At 65.2% G+C, this 16,693-nt stretch carries 19 protein-coding genes; 10 read left to right on the forward strand and 9 right to left on the reverse strand.

The annotated features are described in order from the left end of the window. The first annotated feature begins 10 nt into the window (after positions 1-10). Entirely contained in the window at positions 11-769 is a 759-nt protein-coding gene (locus AOP77_RS08030) for an isoprenyl transferase (RefSeq protein WP_439644701.1), read from the forward strand. Here the strand turns inward: AOP77_RS08030 and AOP77_RS08035 are convergent. From AOP77_RS08035 to AOP77_RS08055, 5 genes are read right to left on the reverse strand one after another with little or no spacing between them, the layout of a single operon-like run. Beyond that, positions 723-1,238 carry a DedA family protein gene (locus tag AOP77_RS08035; protein WP_062212074.1) on the reverse strand — a complete coding sequence of 172 codons (516 nt, stop codon included), beginning with the start codon at positions 1,236-1,238 and terminating at the stop codon, positions 723-725. The two genes, AOP77_RS08030 and AOP77_RS08035, sit on opposite strands and share 47 nt — an antisense overlap. Beyond that, a complete protein-coding gene (locus AOP77_RS08040) occupies positions 1,239-1,649 on the reverse strand; it encodes a Fur family transcriptional regulator (protein WP_062212080.1) in 411 nt (136 codons plus the stop codon). It lies immediately after the preceding gene. Beyond that, complete coding sequence (locus AOP77_RS08045; RefSeq protein WP_062212083.1) at positions 1,646-2,515, reverse strand: metal ABC transporter permease; 870 nt, start codon at positions 2,513-2,515, stop codon at positions 1,646-1,648. The genes AOP77_RS08040 and AOP77_RS08045 overlap by 4 nt, the downstream gene beginning before the upstream one ends. After that, positions 2,512-3,300, reverse strand: coding sequence for a metal ABC transporter ATP-binding protein (locus tag AOP77_RS08050; RefSeq protein WP_062212086.1), 789 nt, complete (start codon positions 3,298-3,300; stop codon positions 2,512-2,514). Before AOP77_RS08050 ends, AOP77_RS08045 begins: the two co-directional genes overlap by 4 nt. Beyond that, complete coding sequence (locus AOP77_RS08055; RefSeq protein ID WP_062212089.1) at positions 3,293-4,303, reverse strand: metal ABC transporter substrate-binding protein; 1,011 nt, start codon at positions 4,301-4,303, stop codon at positions 3,293-3,295. Before AOP77_RS08055 ends, AOP77_RS08050 begins: the two co-directional genes overlap by 8 nt. A gap of 135 nt (positions 4,304-4,438) precedes the next feature. Between AOP77_RS08055 and AOP77_RS08060 the strand changes: the two genes are divergently transcribed. Genes AOP77_RS08060 through dusB form a run of 3 tightly spaced genes read left to right on the forward strand, consistent with a single transcriptional unit; the run spans position 4,439 to position 8,274 of the window. Beyond that, on the forward strand, positions 4,439-5,824 hold the full coding sequence (locus AOP77_RS08060) for a glycine--tRNA ligase (RefSeq protein ID WP_062212092.1): 1,386 nt from the start codon (positions 4,439-4,441) through the stop codon (positions 5,822-5,824). Between the two features lie 33 nt (positions 5,825-5,857). Further along, positions 5,858-7,045: a YibE/F family protein gene (locus AOP77_RS08065; protein WP_152649830.1), complete on the forward strand. Its 1,188-nt coding sequence runs from the start codon at positions 5,858-5,860 to the stop codon at positions 7,043-7,045. Positions 7,046-7,083: 38 nt separating this feature from the next. After that, positions 7,084-8,274 (forward strand): tRNA dihydrouridine synthase DusB, encoded by a 1,191-nt coding sequence (gene dusB, locus AOP77_RS08070; protein WP_062212099.1) that lies wholly within the window; start codon positions 7,084-7,086, stop codon positions 8,272-8,274. A gap of 30 nt (positions 8,275-8,304) precedes the next feature. Here the strand turns inward: dusB and AOP77_RS08075 are convergent, their stop codons facing one another. Further along, positions 8,305-8,895 carry a dihydrofolate reductase family protein gene (locus AOP77_RS08075; RefSeq protein ID WP_062212102.1) on the reverse strand — a complete coding sequence of 197 codons (591 nt, stop codon included), beginning with the start codon at positions 8,893-8,895 and terminating at the stop codon, positions 8,305-8,307. A gap of 42 nt (positions 8,896-8,937) precedes the next feature. Then, on the reverse strand, positions 8,938-9,408 hold the full coding sequence (locus AOP77_RS08080) for an Lrp/AsnC family transcriptional regulator (RefSeq protein ID WP_062212105.1): 471 nt from the start codon (positions 9,406-9,408) through the stop codon (positions 8,938-8,940). A gap of 125 nt (positions 9,409-9,533) precedes the next feature. On the opposite strand from AOP77_RS08080, the gene AOP77_RS08085 reads away from it, so the two are divergent. The 6 genes from AOP77_RS08085 (at position 9,534) to AOP77_RS08110 (ending at position 15,854) form a co-directional block, all read left to right on the forward strand. Then, the gene (locus AOP77_RS08085; protein WP_062212623.1) at positions 9,534-10,967 is read left to right on the forward strand and encodes a DUF6421 family protein; all 1,434 of its coding nucleotides are present in this window, start codon (positions 9,534-9,536) and stop codon (positions 10,965-10,967) included. 34 nt (positions 10,968-11,001) lie between these two features. After that, positions 11,002-11,724: an SDR family NAD(P)-dependent oxidoreductase gene (locus AOP77_RS08090; protein ID WP_062212108.1), complete on the forward strand. Its 723-nt coding sequence runs from the start codon at positions 11,002-11,004 to the stop codon at positions 11,722-11,724. Then, the gene (locus tag AOP77_RS08095) at positions 11,721-12,791 is read left to right on the forward strand and encodes a threonine aldolase family protein (protein ID WP_062212111.1); all 1,071 of its coding nucleotides are present in this window, start codon (positions 11,721-11,723) and stop codon (positions 12,789-12,791) included. Before AOP77_RS08090 ends, AOP77_RS08095 begins: the two co-directional genes overlap by 4 nt. A 104-nt stretch (positions 12,792-12,895) precedes the next feature. Next, positions 12,896-13,672, forward strand: a complete 777-nt coding sequence (locus AOP77_RS08100) for an enoyl-CoA hydratase/isomerase family protein (protein ID WP_062212115.1) — start codon at positions 12,896-12,898, stop codon at positions 13,670-13,672. Continuing rightward, entirely contained in the window at positions 13,669-14,508 is an 840-nt protein-coding gene (locus AOP77_RS08105; RefSeq protein ID WP_062212118.1) for an SDR family oxidoreductase, read from the forward strand. Before AOP77_RS08100 ends, AOP77_RS08105 begins: the two co-directional genes overlap by 4 nt. 89 nt (positions 14,509-14,597) lie before the next feature. Next, the gene (locus AOP77_RS08110) at positions 14,598-15,854 is read left to right on the forward strand and encodes a deoxyguanosinetriphosphate triphosphohydrolase (protein ID WP_062212120.1); all 1,257 of its coding nucleotides are present in this window, start codon (positions 14,598-14,600) and stop codon (positions 15,852-15,854) included. On the opposite strand, the gene AOP77_RS08115 is transcribed toward AOP77_RS08110, so the two are convergent. Together AOP77_RS08115 and AOP77_RS08120 are read right to left on the reverse strand one after the other, a co-directional pair. Continuing rightward, a complete protein-coding gene (locus tag AOP77_RS08115; RefSeq protein WP_062212123.1) occupies positions 15,851-16,273 on the reverse strand; it encodes a hypothetical protein in 423 nt (140 codons plus the stop codon). The two genes, AOP77_RS08110 and AOP77_RS08115, sit on opposite strands and share 4 nt — an antisense overlap. Further along, the gene (locus AOP77_RS08120; RefSeq protein WP_062212127.1) at positions 16,273-16,692 is read right to left on the reverse strand and encodes a hypothetical protein; all 420 of its coding nucleotides are present in this window, start codon (positions 16,690-16,692) and stop codon (positions 16,273-16,275) included. The genes AOP77_RS08115 and AOP77_RS08120 overlap by 1 nt, the downstream gene beginning before the upstream one ends. Between the last annotated feature and the right edge of the window lies 1 nt (position 16,693).

Consider the following 16,693-nt stretch of genomic DNA (forward strand, 5'->3'; position numbering starts at 1 on the left):
GGTGAGCACCGTGACCTATTCGCGACCCGCCCCCCACCCGTCCGGAGCGACGGCCCCTGACCTGCCAGCGTCGGCAATCCCTCAGCATATTGCGGTGGTGATGGACGGCAACGGCAGGTGGGCCAAGGAGCGCGGGCTCCCCCGTACGGAGGGGCATAAGCGCGGCGAGGTGTCTTTGCTCGATGTGGTGGCAGGCGGTATCGAGGCGGGTGTGAGCCATATCAGTGCCTACGCGTTCAGCACCGAAAACTGGAAGCGTAGCCCCGAGGAGGTGCGCTTTCTGATGGGCTTCAACCGTGACGTCATTCGCCGCCGGCGCGACGAGATGAATGACTGGGGAGTGCGCATCCGCTGGGCTGGGCGCCGGCCCAAGTTGTGGAAGTCAGTCATCGACGAGCTCGAAGAGGCCGAGCGGATGACGGCAAACAACACCGGGCTGACCCTCACCATGTGCGTCAACTACGGCGGTCGCGCGGAGATCGCCGATGCTGCCCGTGAGATTGCGCGGAAGGTGGCGGCGGGTCAGATCAACCCGGAGAAGATCACCGAGAAGACGCTCGCGGCGCACCTCGACGAGCCGGACATGCCGGACGTGGACCTGTTCTGGCGCTCGAGCGGCGAGCAGCGCTCCAGCAATTTCCTGCCGTGGCAGGCGGCCTACGCGGAGTACGTGTTCAGCGACGTGCTGTGGCCCGAGGTGGACCGCACGCACCTGTGGGCCGCTATTGAGGAGTACGCCCGCCGGAATCGGCGCTTCGGCGCAGCCTGACCGCCAGCCAGGACACCACCACCACCGCGACGGTCGCGCCGATGAGCAGCCAGGGCGAGGCGTGCCACGCGCGCACTACCGAGGCTCCCACGAGGAAGTACGCGCCCACCCAGAGGACGCAGCCGGGCAGCATCGCCAGCGTGTAGAGATCCCAGCGCATGCGACCGTAGCCCGCGGCCGCGTTGACGAGGGTTTGCAGCCCGAGGGTCAGGAAAGACAAGGGGATCGCGACGAATCCCCACCTCTGGGTGAACTCGTCCGCGCGCTGCATGCGGGGACCGGAGAACTTATTGCTCCAGCGAGCGAGCCGGGGGTGCTTATCCGGCTCCTCCGCGAGGGTGGCGGCGCCTGCCCGGACCCAGCGTCCGACGAAGTACGTCGCCTGGGTGCGCACGAACACCACCAGAAAGAGGAAGATCGCCACCGCCCACCAGCCAAGGTCGTCGATGAAGCCAGGGATTCCAGCCATCTAGTCGCTCGACCTAGCGCATACGGTGCACAATCCAGTGATTTCCACGGTGTGGTCGAGGCTCGAATAGCCGTGCTTGCGGGCGAGCTTGGCTGCCCAGTCCTCGAAGTCAGGGACGTCGATCTCCTCCGCCGCGCCGCATCGGCGGCACCTCAAATGGTGGTGGTGCTCCTCGCCGGCCTCGCAGCGACGGTAGAGCGTCTCGCCGGAGTCGGTGACGACCGCGTCGACCTCGCCGGACTCGGCAAGCGACTGTAGCGCGCGATACACCGTGGCGAGGCCCACCGTCGAGGACTCATGGCGCAGCACGTCGTGCCATTGCTGCGCGGAACGGAAATCGCCTGCCGCCGCAAGGGCGGACAAGATCTCAGTGCGCTGTCGGGTTTGGCGTGGCTTGGGGGCGGCAGTCATGAGGCCACCGCCGTGCGCCCGCTCGCTTTGCGCGAGTGGCGCCGTGCCATCGCTGTGCCGATGCTGACCAGTAGGAACAGCGCCACACCAAGGACGACGATGAGCGCACCGGGCTGCAGGTTATGTTCGAGCGTGATGCCCACGCCGGTGACACACAGTATGGCGCCGATGCCCATGGCGAGCCACATGGTGTGGGCAAACGAGCGCGTGAGCAGTTGGGCAATTGCCACCGGCAGGATCATGAGGGCGGAGACCAGCAGGACACCAACCACGCGCATGGCCACGGTGATGGTGACGGCGGCCAGCACCGCGACCACCATGTTGAGTGCGCGCACGGGCAGGCCGATGGAGAACGCAAATTCCTGGTCGTGGGTCACGGCGAAGAGCGCCTGGCGCAGTCCAAGGCCAACCACCAGGATGACGATGGCGAGACCGACCGTCACCCACACGTCGGTCCAGGTCACAGTGGAGATTGAGCCGAAAAGGTAGCCCAGCAAGTTAGCGTTGGTGCCGCCAGCGGCGCCGATGAGCAGCACACCAGCCGCAATGCCACCGTAGAACAGGATCGCCATCACCACGTCCGCGCCGGTGGTGCCGTGCGAGCGCATCCGCTCGATCATGGCCGCCGCGGCGATCGCAAAGACAATGGCGCCGGGGATAGCCAGAGCGTCACGCTCGGCGAAGCCGGCCCACGAACCCGCGAGCCAGCCGGCCGCAACACCCGCGAGCGCCACGTGACCGATGCCGTCGCCGAGCAGGGCCATGCGCCGCTGCACCAGGTAGGTGCCGACGATCGGGGCCGCGAGTCCGACCAGAAGTGCCACTAACAGCATGCGCTGCACCAAGGGATCAGTCAGCAAGCTCATGAGGTGACCTCCCAGTTCAGGCCCGGTTCGCCCTCGTGGGGGTCGTCGTGCGGGTGCACGTGGTCGTGCCCGGGTAGGGCGTGGACGCCAAGGTCGTGAGGCGGCTCGCCTACGTGGGTGACGCAGCCGTGCTCGAGCACCACCGCGGTATCGATGAGTGGCGCAAGGGCGCCGAGCTCGTGCAGGACAATCACGATCGCTGTGCCTGCATTCTTGCGGTCCTCGAGGGCGTGGGCGAGGGCCTCCTGGCTGGGGACGTCGACGCCCGCCATGGGCTCGTCCAGGATGAGGAGGTCTGGATCGCGCACGAGCGCGCGGGAGATCAGCACCCGTTGCTGCTGACCGCCGGAAAGGCGTGCGACATCCTTGCTGGCCAAGTTGCCGATCCCCATGTCCGTCAGCGTTTTCTCCGCGCGGCTGCGTGCGTCGTGTGGCGCGCGCAGGTGGCCGCCGCCAAGCAAGCCGGAGGTGACGACCTCGCGTGCTGTCGCGGAAACTCCTGAGGCGGCACTGATGCGCTGAGGGACGTAGCCGACGCGGCCCATGGTTTTGCGTGATGGCTTGTCGCCAAAGATACGGATCTCGCCAGTCGAGTGAGCGATGGCGCCTACCACTGCGCGTACCAGCGTTGACTTGCCGGACCCATTGCCACCCATGATCGCCACGACCTCCCCAGGAGCGCAGGTGAAGTCGACACCGTGCAGGATTTGGGTGCCCCCGAGCGCGACCGTGACGCCAGCCACGTCAACGGCGGCTGCGGTCAGTGGCGGTAGCGGGTTAGGCACAGTTAAGGGCGCCTTGGAGGCTGGACAGGTTGCGGTTCATCACGCTCATGTAGTCATCATTGCCTGTCACGCCCTCAATGGGGTCAAGAACCGCGGTAGTGACCCCAGCATCGGACGCAAGAGCCTCCGCGACGTTGGCGCTCACGAGCGACTCGGTGAAGACGGTGGTCGCGCCATCGGCCGCCATGAGGTCACGGATCTCACGGACGCGTGCCGGCGAGGGCTCGGCGTCTGGGTCGATGCCGCTGAGACCCTCCTGATGCAAGCCGTAACGACTGGTGAGGTACCCGAACGCCTCGTGAGTGACGAAGATATCGCTGCGCTCGCACTGAGCAAGGCCATCGCTGAACACCGAGTCGAGTCCGGTGAGGTCACTCACCAGCGCGGAGGCGTTGGCCGTGTAGTCCGCGGCGTTCGCGGGGTCGAGCTTTGCGAATTCTTCGCCCACGGCCGATGCGTAGGTGGCCAGTAGCGTGGGGTCGAGCCAGAAGTGTGGGTCGATATTGCCGTGGTCATGGCCGGCGTGGTCATCCTCCGCGTGGTCGTCCTCCGCGTGGTCATGGTCGGCGTGGCCATCCTCGGCGTCGACCTCGCTCTCATGATCCGCGGCGTCCGCAAGGGGGACGACAGTTGCGGCGTCGAATGACTCCACATCCGTTGCGGCCACGGCGTCATCGACGGCGGGCTGGAAGTCGGTGAGGTACAGCACCACATCCGCCTGCTGCATCTCACGCACGGCAACGGGGGAGAGCTCCAGGTCGTGAGGCTCCACGCCGGGAGCGGTGAGTTCCTGGATGTTGCCATGATCGCCGGCTACGTGCTCCGCGACATACGCGAGCGGGTAGAACGCAGCGGCGATATTGAGCGTGGGCGTGGCGACCTCGGACTCCTGGCCGGGGGCGCCCGCACTCGTAGCGGGGTCGTCTGTGGACGGGGAGCATGCCGAGAGCGAGAGGGCGCCTACAACGGCAGCGGTGAGGACAGGGCGCGGAATAGTGTACATACCTCGAAGTGTATTGGTATTGATAATCATTGTCAATAAGCAAGGTTGCAACGAACCGCGAAGGCAACCACAGCATCGGCCGCGCGTGGATAGACTGTGCCGAGCAACTTTTCCCGTGTATTGAAGGAGTCCCCAGTGGCACAGCCGTCCCGTCTTGACAGTGCGATCTCGCTCGCGAAGCGTCGTGGCTTCGTGTTCCCTGCAGGCGAGATCTACGGCGGTACTCGCTCGGCCTGGGACTACGGACCCCTGGGAGTGGAGCTCAAGGAGAACATCAAGCGTCAGTGGTGGCGCGCGATGGTCAACACGCGCGACGACATCGTGGGCCTCGACTCCTCGGTGATCCTGCCCACCAAGGTCTGGGAAGCGTCGGGCCATCTGAAGGCGTTCACCGACCCGCTGGTCGAGTGCACGAGCTGCCACAAGCGTTACCGCGAGGATCACCTGCTCGAGGAGTTCGAGGAGAAGAAGGGCCGCGTCCCCGAGAACGGCCTGGCAGACATCGCGTGTGCGAATTGTGGAACCCGTGATGCCTGGACCGAGCCGCGCAACTTCAACGGGCTGCTCAAGACGTACCTGGGCGCCGTCGAGGACGAGTCTGGCCTGCACTACCTGCGCCCCGAGACCGCGCAGGGCATCTTTGTGAACTTCGCGAACGTCATGCAGGCCACCCGTCAGAAGCCGCCGTTCGGCATCGCGCAGATCGGCAAGAGCTTCCGCAACGAGATCACGCCCGGTAACTTCATCTTCCGCACCCGCGAGTTCGAGCAGATGGAAATGGAGTTCTTTGTGGTGCCCGGCACCGACGAGGAGTGGCACCAGAAGTGGATCGACGAGCGCACCGACTGGTACGTGGGCCTCGGCATCGACCGCGACAATCTGCGCCAGTACGAGCACGCCCAGGAGAAGCTGTCGCACTACTCCAAGCGCACCGTGGACATCGAGTACCGCTTTGGATTCCAGGGCAGCGAGTGGGGCGAGCTCGAGGGCATCGCCAACCGCACCGACTTTGACCTTAAGACGCACCACGAGCACTCGGGCAAGGACCTCCAGTTCCGTGACCCAGTCACCAACGAGAAGTTCTTCCCGTACGTGATTGAGCCCGCGGCGGGCCTTACTCGCTCGCTGATGGCGTTCCTGGTCGAGGCATACGTCGAGGACGAGGCGCCCAACACCAAGGGCGGTGTCGACAAGCGCACCGTCTTGCGTCTCGACCACCGCCTCGCGCCCGTCAAGGCCGCGGTGCTGCCGCTGTCCAAGTCCGAGGACCTGAGTCCGACCGCGCGCAACCTTGCCAAGGAGCTGCGCGGCTCGTGGAACGTGGACTACGACGAGACGCAGGCCATCGGCAAGCGCTACCGTCGCCAGGACGAGATTGGCACGCCGTACTGCGTGACGGTCGACTTCGAGACGCTCGACGACCAGGCGGTGACCATCCGCGACCGCGACACCATGCAGCAGGAGCGCGTGGGCCTCAGCCAGGTGCAGGGCTACCTCGCGCAGCGTCTCATCGGCGCGTAGTAGTTGTAGCTGTCAGGGCGTTGGTTGATCACTGTGCATTCGCATTCTGACGCACCCCCACGCGCGAGCCGTCGCACGTCGCTGATCCTCGGCGTGCTTGTTGGCATTATCGGGGTTGCCGTCGCGGTGGGAGCGGCGCTGACGTGGCCGACCAACTTGTCGACGCTTGGTTCGGAGCAGTTGATCGACGATGATGCGGCCTGGGTGATCGCCGATGTCGTCTCCGTCCACGAGTTGACGGGCGAGATCACGGTTGACATCGCGACCGACGGTGAGTCTGTGCGTGACACCGTGCAGCCGTCGGGGGTGCCCGGCATGCTCTTTGACGCAGGAGACAAGATTCGAGTGCTGCAGTTGCCGGATGGGTCGATGGTGTTCTCTGACTTCGACCGCACGCAGCCGATGCTCCTGCTCCTCGCGGTCTACGTTCTCGCCGTCTTACTGGTGGCACGCTGGCGCGGGGCGGGCGCACTTCTTGGTCTAGGGATCGCCTTTGGGATCGTGGTGTTCTATGCAGTGCCGTCGCTCTTGGATGGCAACAATCCGGTAGTCGTTGGCCTCGTGACCGGTGCCGGCTCCCTCTTTGCACTGTTGTACATCGCGCACGGGATCAACGCCCGGACAACCACCGCGTACCTGGGCACTATCGCGGGACTCGCCGTGACGGCGCTCATCGGCGTGTGGGCAGTGGCCGCCGCCAATATTCCAGGCGTCCCGTCCGACGCCGAACTGAGCTTGGTCTATGTGAATGGCAACGTCGAGCTCCGTGGTCTCGCCTTGTGCGGACTCATGTTGGCGGGCCTTGGCATTCTGAACGATGTCACCGTGACCCAAGCCTCGGCGGCCTGGGAACTGCGTGCCGCACGGCCCGACCTGTCTCGCTACGAGCTGTTCAAGCGGACGATGCGTATAGGTCGCGACCACATCGCATCGACGGTGTACACCTTTGCCTTCGCGTACGTGGGGGCGTCGCTGCCCCTCATCATGATTGTTTTGCTTTACGACGAGGGTGCTGAAACGGCGGTCACTTCATCCGAGGTTGCCGGCGAAATTGTGCGGACGCTCGTTGGTTCGATTGGCCTCGTGCTTGCAGTGCCGTTGACCACGGCGATCGCGGCGCTTGTCGTTGGCAGCAGGGCGGTGCAGCCGCAGCATGACGAGGTGCTGATCGATGAGCCGTTTGACCACGACGCGCCAGTGGCACCGGGTGAGCGCCGGTAGTTTGTTTTCCGCGCGTCGAAGCATGCGAAAATGGCGACATGAGCGCCACCACTGATTCCACAGCATCGGCCGCCGCGACGCGCGTGTTGCCGCCGCTCAGCATCGGTCCCATCACGGTGGATACGCCCGTGATTCTTGCGCCAATGGCAGGTATCACCAATGCCGCCTTCCGGCGTCTGTGCCGCGAGCACGGCGGCGGACTGTACGTCGCGGAGATGGTGACCTCGCGCGCGCTGGTTGAGCGTACCCGGGAGTCCATGCGCATCATTCACCACGACCCGGACGAGAAGCCGCGGTCGGTGCAGGTCTACGGCGTCGACCCGTCGACCATTGGCGCGGCCGTGAAGATGCTGGTGCAGGAGGATCGCGCCGACCACATCGACATGAACTTTGGCTGCCCGGTGCCCAAGGTCACCAAGAAGGGCGGGGGAGCGGTGCTGCCCTGGAAGCGTGACCTGTTCCGTGACATCGTTCGCGCGGCGGTGCGCGAGGCGGACCCCTACGGGATTCCGGTCACCGTCAAGATGCGCAAGGGCATTGATGACGAGCACCTGACGTACCTCGACGCAGGCCGCATGGCTGAGGCGGAGGGAGTCGCCGCCGTCGCCCTACACGCCCGCACCGCCGCCGACTACTACTCCGGTGAGGCCGACTGGGAGGCGATTGCGCGCCTCAAGGAGGCCGTGACGTCCATTCCCGTGCTCGGCAACGGAGACATTTGGGCGGCGGAGGACGCGCTACGCATGGTCGAGCGCACCGGCTGCGACGGGGTCGTGGTGGGGCGCGGTTGCCAGGGCCGGCCGTGGCTGTTCGCTGACCTGCAGGCTGCCTTCGAGGGACGGCCGGAGCGGGTGCAGCCCGGGCTGCGCGTGGTGGCGGACACCATCTACCGCCACGGCGAGCTGATGGTCACGTTCTTCGACGACGACGAGCAGAAGGCGATGCGCGAAATTCGCAAGCATGTCGCCTGGTACTTCAAGGGCTATCCCGTGGGTGGCGACGTGCGGCGTTCGCTCGGGCTGGTCGAGACCCTGCCTCAACTACGTGGGCTTCTCGATGGGCTCGACCTCGACCTGCCGTATCCCGGGGTAGGTGCCGAGGGAGCGCGCGGGCGTCAGGGGACACCCAAGCGCCCATCGTGCCCCGACGGTTGGCTCGACACCCAGGACATCACGCCGGACCTCGAGCTCAAGTTGCGTGAGGCCGAATTGAGCGTCTCTGGCGGCTAGCCAGCCGCAGCATCGTCCGTGGGGGCGTTGTTACTTGGCGACGTCGTGCACCGGCATCAGATGCAGTTGCACCATGCCGTCCTCGAACTTGAGCACGTCCGTCACGGTCAGTTCGCGTGGGTTGTCCGCGCCGGCGAAGAGTGAGTGGCCGCGTCCTAGCACCGTGGGCATCTGGGTCACGATGATCTGATCGATCTGGTCGGCGTCGAGAGCCTGGCGAATGAGGTTCCCGCCGTCTAGATAGACGTCCTTCTCGCCGGCTACCTCGTGAGCCTCCGCGATGAGGTTCTTGATGGGCGCGGATGCCGTGGTCACCGTAGCCGGCGCATCGTCGAGTGTCCGGGAGGTCGCCACGATGACGGGGATGTCGCCGTACGGCCACCCCTCAAACTTCGACACGGCATCGTAGGTGCGTCGCCCCATCAGCAGGCAGCCCACGTCGCCGATGAAGTCGTCGTACTGCAGCGCATCGGCGCGGCGTTCAGCCCAGTTCCCGCTGGCAAGCGGCCCATGTTCTGCTCGCGGCTGGGTGAGCCAATCGATTCCATCGTGAACATCGGCGATGAAACCGTCGAGGGAGCTGGCAATGTAGACGCGCACGCGTCCGAGGGGTGTGTCCATGTTTCTCACGCTACGCCGTAGTGGCACGCTCGGCGAACGGAACTAGGCGGGGAGGATCGGCCGGTTCTCGTAGAACGTCTGCAGCACCACCGTGGTGTGGGTATTGACGGAAGCCGCGGACCGGATGGCACGGATGAGCGTCTCGAGATGCCTCGGGGAAGCCACGCGGACCAGCAGCATATAAGCCGAGTCGCCAGCGATTGAGTGGCAGGCCTCGATCTCGGCGAGGTGCTCGAGGAGCTCCGGGGCGTTGTCGGGCTGGCCTGGGTCAAGTGGAGTGATCTCGACGAAGGCTGCCAGCGGCTTGCCTACTGACTCGGCGTCGACTAGCGCGCGGTAGCCCGTGATGACGCCTCGCGTCTCAAGTTTTCGCAAGCGGGCTTGCACCGCTGAGACGGACAGTCCGACCGCGGCGGACAGTTCGGCGAGCGTCGCCCGGGCATCGTGAGACACCGCCCGCACTATTCCTGCATCAATGTCGTCGTCAAGGCGATCGGGGGTGTCGGGGACCATGTCCCGAGACTACCAGGGAGGGGAGTCGCGTGCAGGAATCTTTCCCGCAAAGAGGATGACAGGCAGGAATTTCTCCCGTAGGCTCGCAGTACGAGACAGACCCAATGCAGGGACCGGAGGTTCACATGTCAATCCACGCGCACTCAACAAAGCACATCGTTGGCGAACCCGAGGTTGTCGAAGACGCGTCCCTAGTAGAGGCCAGCGACGCCTGGTTACGGCTCAAGACTGCGGCCACTGCGATTCAGCGCCTTCAGGCGCAGGATGGGTCGATCGCCGATTCGACTGACGCGTCCCGCGAGGCCCGCGCCCTGGTGACCGAGATCGTTGCCTCAATCCGCGCACTGACGCCTGCGTTCCCGCATGACGCCGAGTATCTCGCCGCCTCCGTGCGTGACTTTGAGCGGTGGGCGGATCAGGATTTTGGCATTCCAGACTTCCTCGACTCGCTCACCGCTTTCCAGCCGCAGCAGCACCGGATAGACGGCACTCGTCACTTGGTGGTGTTCCCGATGTACACCCAGAATGGCTCGCGCGACCGACACGTCGAGGCGGTGCTCGTGGAAGCGATCTGGCCTGAGTTCATTGCGCAACTCGAGGCGGGGGACTACGGCAACAAGTTGTTCGTGTCGCTTCGCTTCCTGGACTACACGCCCGGATACGACACCAACTCGGCTGTGCTGTTCCCTGAGACCATCGCAATGCGCGAGATCCCGACGTTCACGTGGGGTGCGATCTTCGAGGACCGCGAGGCCGCGAGGTACCGACGGGTGGTGCGCGCCGCCGCCGAGATCACGAAGCTCGACCTTCCCGCGGACGCAGCGCGCATGCTTGACGACCAGCAGTTGACAGAGAAGACCTTTGTGATGTGGGACATGATTCACGACCGCACCCACATGCGCGGCGACCTGCCGTTTGACCCCTTCATGATTAAGCAGCGGATGCCGTACTTCCTGTACTCGCTCGAGGAACTGCGCTGTGACCTCACGGCTTTCCGCGAGAGCGTGGCTATCGAGAAGCGCCTCAGTTCCAGGATCGATGATGGCGAGGCGCTTGATGCCGTGGAGGCCGAGACGCATGAGCACGCGCAACTGGTGCAATACGCGATCATCTTCGACCGCATCTTCCGATTCCCGATCACGGGCTCGCGAGTGCGCAATTACGACGGTCTCGGTGGCCAGTTGCTTTTCGCCTGGCTGCACCAGCGCGGCGTGCTGCACTGGACCGACACCGCGCTGTCGCTCGATTGGGAGGACGTTCCCGAGGCTGTTATTGCCTTGAGTGACGAGATCAACGAGTTGTACTGGCGCTCGATTGACCGTCCCAAGACCGCACATTGGCTCGCGGCCTACGACCTCGTGCGCTCGACGCTCACGCCAAACCCCGCCTCGGTATGGGCACGGGCACTGCCGGATGAGATCCTCGCAGGATTGCCCAAGGGGTACACGGACGCAGTGCTGGATGACGAGTTCCCCCTGTCGATGTTCTTCGAAGCGCTCAACAAGAAGATGAAGGACGTCATCGAGTCGACCGCCGGAATCACCGGCCGAGATTCCTGACCATCGCGTGCGCACAACGTGGGAGGCTGGACGGATGAGCGTCGCCGGTAGGACCGTGATGATCGGTGGTGCTACCAGCACGTCTGGGTTTGCGGCGGTGCGCGAACTCACGCGTGCCGGCGCTCAGGTGATCGCGGTGGGCCGCGACGCCCAGAAACTCGCTAGTTTGCTGAGTTCCCACACCCAGTCTCACGACGGCGAGACTTCCGGGAGCGTGCGCACCGAGGTGTGCGACCTCACAGATGAGGCCTCAGTCGCCCGGCTCGCCCAGCGCGTCCACGATGCCGACGGTGCCGTAGATGGTGTGTTGCACCTGGTAGGCGGGTGGCGTGGCGGGAAAGGCCTTGCCGGGCAGAGCGAAGCCGATTTTCGGTTCTTAGAGGGGTCTTTCACGGCGCTGCGTCACGTAAGCCGTGCCTTTGACTCTGACCTCCGGGCCTCGGATGCTGGCCGCCTGGCGGTGGTCTCCTCCACGGCGGTCACGCGCCCTCTTGCCGGTGGCGCAAACTATGCGGCCGTTAAGGCTGCGACCGAGGCGTGGACGCGAGCCGTGGCACAGGGATACGCAAAGGACGCCCGCGATGCTGAGCGGCCGCTGACGGCGGCCGCCGTGATCTTTCGCGTGCAAAGCCTCGCGGGTCTCGAGGAGGAACTCGCGCGGTGCTACGGAGACCTCTGGAACTCGCCAGCTACTCAGATTAATGACACGACCCTTGACCTCAGTGCCCCCGTCAGCTCCACGATTGGACACAAATGACCACCATTCACGACCCCGCCTCACGCGGCTTCGCCTCCGACAACTACTCCGGCATCCACCCGGAGGTCCTCGAGGCGATCGGTGCGGCCAACGGCGGCCATCAAGGCGCGTACGGCGGTGACCTCTATACGGCACGCCTTCAGGAGGTCATGGCCCACCACTTTGGCGAGGGGGTCGAGGCGTATCCAATGTTCAATGGCACTGGCGCGAACGTCGTGGGCCTGCAGTCGATGCTGCCCCGCTGGGGTGCCGTCGTCACCGCCGCTACCGCCCACATCCACGTCGACGAGGGCGGCGCCCCGGAGCGCGTAGCCGGGATCAAGTTGCTCACGGTCCCCACCGGCGATGGCAAGCTCACTCCCGAACTTATCGACCGCGAGGCCTGGGGCTGGGGTGACGAGCATCGCGCGCAGCCGTTGGTCGTGTCGATCACGCAATCCACCGAACTCGGCACCCTTTACACCGTTGACGAGATCGCCGCGATTGCCGATCACGCTCACGGGCTGGGGATGCGGGTCCACCTGGACGGTGCGCGCATCTCCAACGCCGCAGCCTCGCTCGGCGTACCCCTGCGTGCCTTCACGCGCGATGCCGGGGTCGACGTGCTGAGCTTTGGTGGCACCAAGAACGGCGCGATGCTCGGCGAGGCAATCGTAGTGCTGAACCCGGAGGCATCGGAGGGTCTCACGTACCTCCGCAAGTTCGACATGCAGCTGGCGTCAAAGATGCGCTTTGTTTCTGCCCAGTTGATCGCCCTGCTCGACGGCGACCTGTGGTTGCGTAACGCCTCGCACTCCAACGCGATGGCCCAGCGCCTGCGGGCCGGCATTGAGGATGGGCTCGACAGTGGGTCCATCCAGGGCGTGGCCTTCACACAGCCGACTCAGGCGAACGGAATCTTCGCGACGCTGCCCGACGGGGTGGCGGACCGGCTGCGCACGGAGTTCGCGTTTTACGACTGGGATGCCGCCCAGAATGAGGTGAGGTGGATGTGTAGCTTCGATACCTCCGAGAACGACATCGACGCCCTTGTGGCTGCGGTGGCTCGCGAGACCTCCGCCGCCTGACCTAAGCGCAGTGGGCGGGTTGGTAGGCACATCGCCGTAGGGCCACCTCGAGGTCCATGACAGGATGAGTAGAACGGTTCAACGTCGATTCGTGAGGAGCACTTGTGTCACCAAAAATTCTGGTTACCACCGATCGAGGCATCGCACACATCGTGCTAAACAACCCGACGAGGTTGAATGCCATCGACTTCGACGCGGGAAGGCAGTACCGCGACGCGTGCGTCGCTTCAGTCTCCGCGGAGGATGTCTCCGCGATCGTCATCTCAGCGTCAGGTCCCGCGTGGTGCGTGGGAGGTGACCTGCTTGCGATGGCCAACGCCGAGGTGGCTGGCTCGCAGGTGACGGACGCCGCTCACGTCATCCACGAGGGAATCGCCGCGCTCGTCGAATCCTCCGTCCCAGTGGTCGCTGCGGTGCGTGGCGCCGTGGCTGGCGGTGGCATCGGCCTCATGCTTGCCGCGGACTATGTCGTTGCCGGGCCGGACCTCAGGGTGACCGGCAGTTACTCCGATGTGGGCCTGACGCCGGACCTGGGTGTCAGCACACTGCTCACCCGCGCCGTGGGTGAGCGCCGCGCCCTCGAGGTGCTGCTCACGAAGCGTGAGCTCGACGCCGCGGCGGCGCTCGAGTGGGGCATGGTGGCGGAAGTCGCGGATGATCCCGAGTCCCGAGCCATGGCGATCGCTGGGCAGTGGGCGGGGGGTGCGAGCCGCGCCTTCGGTGACGCCAAACGCCTGGTGCACGCCTCGTCTCAGCGAGATTTTGCTGACAGCCTCGCCGACGAGGCCCGCAGCATCGGCGAGGCTTTCGAAAGCGACGATGCCCGTCAACGTATCGCGGCCTTCGTCGCGGCTAGCGCAGCTCGAGGTGGAAAACGATGAACGCTCACTCCCTTTCCGGCAAAACAGTGCTCATCTCTGGGGGCAGCCGAGGCATTGGGCTTGCGATCGCCCTCAGGGCCGCTCAGGACGGAGCGAACGTTGCTTTGCTCGCCAAGACCGACAAGCCTCACCCGCGCCTCGAGGGCACGGTCCACACTGCGGCCGATGCGGTCAATGCCCGCGGAGGCAACGCGCTGGCGGTCGTGGGTGACGTGCGCAACGACGACGACATCGCCCGCGCAGTCGACCAAACCGTCGCGACCTTCGGTGGCATCGACATCGTGGTCAACAACGCCAGCGCGATTGACCTGTCGCCATCAGCAACTGTCGAGGCGAAGAAGTATGACCTCATGCAGGACGTCAATGTACGCGGAACGTTCATGCTGTCGCGCGCCGCCGCGCCGTACCTGGAGGAGGCGGAGAATCCGCACATCCTGTCGTTGTCACCTCCCCTCAACCCGTCGGCTAAGTGGTTGGGTGCACACACGGCCTACACACTCGCAAAGTTTGGAATGACGATGGTGACGTTGGGGATGGCGTCAGAATTCGAGCGTCAAGGCATCGCAGCCAATACGCTGTGGCCCCGCACCACCATCGCAACCGCCGCGGTACAGAACCTGCTCGGCGGCGACAAGATCATGCGGGCCAGCCGCACTCCTGAGATCTACGCGGATGCCGCGTTCTTGGTAGTGACCGCTGCATCGCGTGAATTGACTGGACAGAGCCTGATCGTGGAGGACGTACTTGAGGCCTCGGGAGTCAGGAACTTCTCTCACTATGCGGCGCAGCCTGGCACTCCCGACGAGGCGCTGTTTCCCGACATCTTCCTCGACTAAGGCACTTGGGGGCCCCGAGGCGAGTTACTGAGTGCTCGTCGCTCGGCGCGCGCGCCGGCGCTCGCCCTTGTGCCCACTAGCATCGGAATGTGAGCACTCTTCCCGCGGGCTACCGCGAATCCGACATCGAGCGCTACGTCACCGAGCCTCCCAAGAGTGCCGCCCGTTCGCCCTTTGAGCGCGACCGCGCGCGCATCGTTCACTCGTCGGCCCTGCGCCGGCTTGGCGCGAAGACGCAGGTCCTAGGCGCCGGCTCCGGCGACTTTGTCCGCACCCGGCTCACCCACACGCTCGAGGTCGCCCAAGTGGGCCGTGAGCTCGGCAAGTCGCTGGGCTGCGACCCCGACGTGGTTGACACCGCGTGCCTGGCCCACGACCTCGGCCACCCGCCTTTTGGCCACAACGGGGAGCGCGCGCTCGACGAGGTCGCCAAGGACATCGGCGGTTTTGAAGGCAACGCCCAGACGCTGCGACTGCTGACGCGGCTGGAGCCCAAGTCCGTGCACCCGGTGACGGGGGAGAGCGTGGGGCTCAACCTCACCCGCGCGACGCTCGACGCGTCCGTCAAGTACCCGTGGCGCGAGAACGCCACCCCCACGCGGCCGGACGGTAGTCCCACCCGCAAGTTCGGGGTCTACGAGGATGATCGTCCCGTCTTCGACTGGCTTCGCGGCGACGCCCCGGAGCGTCGCACCAGTTTTGAGGCGCAGGTCATGGACCTCGCCGACGACATCTCCTACTCGGTTCACGACGTCGAGGACTCGGTGGTTCACAACGCGGTGTCGCTCAGTGTGTTGCGGGACCCGGGCCAGGCGCGCGAAGTCGCCGCGCACGTACGCGTTTGGTACGGCAGGGGAGACGAGGCCGAGTTGGCCGCGGCGCTGGACCGTATGCGCGCCCAGGACTGGTGGATGGACGAGTACAACGGCTCGCATCGCGCCCTCGCGGCGCTGAAGGACATGACCAGCCAGCTCATCGGCCGCCTGGCCGGTACCGTCACCGAGGCCACGCGCGCCGAGTACGGAGACGGACCCCTGACGCGCCACAACGCTCAGCTCGTGATTCCGGCAGACGTCGCCAACGAGATCCTGATCCTCAAAGGCATCGCCGTGCACTTCCTCATGGCCCCGCGGGAGAAGAAGCCCGCGTACAAGCAGCAACGTCAGCGACTTGCGGCATTGGTGATGGAACTTGCCAAGCGCGGGGCCGATGCACTCGAGCCCCACTTCGCGGCGTCGTACCAAGACGCGGCGGACGATGCGGCGCGACTACGCGTCGCCGTCGACCAGGTCGCGTCCCTCACCGACAAGTCGGCGTACGACTGGCACCACCGCTACTGCCGCTAGTTTTCCCTTGCGGCCGATGCTGGGGCCGGGTCAGATGGCCCGGTAGCGGCCTTGCGACGGCCCATCACGAGCAGGACGAGTGCTGCGATGGGCAGCACGAGCGGAACCCAGCCGTAGGCGGAGCCGAAGCCCGTCCAGACTGTCTCGTCCGGCCACCAGCTCGACTCTACGTAGCCAAGCGTGCCGACGACAATCACGCCGGTGAGCTCTACGGCAGTGCCCCACAGTGCCAGCTTGTCACGTCCGCGCCAGATCGCGACCGCGATGACCGCATACAGCACGGCAGACAGGAGTGAGATTGAGTAAGCAAGGGGAGCCTCGGAGAACTTGGTCGTGATCTGCACCACTGACCTACCAGCGGCCGCAAGCCCAAGGATGGCGTAAAGCGCGACCAGGGTAATGCGCACAATGGCGTTCATTATTGGACGCCCTGGAAGATCTCGAACACCCGCCATGCCACTACTGACATTGCAATGGCGACGATGATGGCCACCGCACCGTCCACGCGCGCGATCTGATCTGGTGCGAGCACGGGCCGATTGGGGTCGGGGTCCTCCGCCGCGGCATCGGGCTCACCGAGGCGGCCGATGCCGAGCAATGGCATCAGCGCGATGGCGGCCAGCAGGTAACCGATGGTGATCACTAAGGGAATGCCGCCGCCCAGCAGGGCATTGATGATCGCCAAGACCTCGATGAGGGTCACCACATACGCCGCAGTCACGACCCACGTGAGCACACGGTGCGCACGAATCCACAACAGCGTCACGATGCCGGTCAGCGCCAGGAGCGCGCTGAAACCCAACACAAGGGGATAGATGTACCCCTCGAAGAACTCCATG

It is taken from the genome of Demequina oxidasica (genome assembly GCF_000975115.1).
Taxonomy (GTDB): Bacteria; Actinomycetota; Actinomycetes; order Actinomycetales; family Demequinaceae; genus Demequina; species Demequina oxidasica.